Here is a 515-nt window from a genome sequence, read left to right as displayed (position 1 = left end):
CCGCCGGGGCGGGCGGGGAGACCGCCGCGGAGACCGCCGCAGGGGCGGCTGCGGCCGTGGGCCGGGCCGTGACGGGGAAGCGGACGGGCAGCGCCGTGAGCGCGCGGTGGAAGGGACCGGTGCGCCAGGCCAACTGGTCGACCGGAACGGCCAGTTCCATGTCCGGGAGCCGGTCGAGCAGCTTCTCGATGGCCACCGAGGCGATCACCCGCGCCGGGCTCTCGGCCGGGCAGCGGTGGGCACCGATGCTCCAGGCGAGGTGGGCGCGGTTGCCGAACCGGCCGTCGGAGATCAGCTCGGGGTCGGTGTTGGCGGCGGCGTAGCTGGTGAGGATCGGCTCGCCCTGGCGGATCCGCAAGCCCGCCAGGTCCAGGTCGTGGCGGGCGAACCGGGTCCCGAAGTTGGCCAGTGGCGGATCGGTCCACAGGACCTCGTCGATGGCGTCCTGGACGGGCAGGCTGCCCCCGGAGAGCTCACCGGCGAACCGGTCGTCGGAGAGCAGCAGCCGCAGCGCG

The 515-nt window shown here is 75.1% G+C and carries 1 protein-coding gene; it reads right to left on the bottom strand.

Features of this window, described 5'->3' with window-relative positions:
* The coding region (locus CCN51_RS49335; RefSeq protein ID WP_143676173.1) for a cytochrome P450 family protein at positions 1–515 on the bottom strand (515 nt) is incomplete at both ends.

Source organism: Streptomyces milbemycinicus (genome assembly GCF_002154605.1).
GTDB lineage: Bacteria > Actinomycetota > Actinomycetes > Streptomycetales > Streptomycetaceae > Streptomyces > Streptomyces milbemycinicus.
Note: the sequence above shows the minus strand (reverse complement) of the source record. Positions and strands in the feature narration are given on the sequence as shown.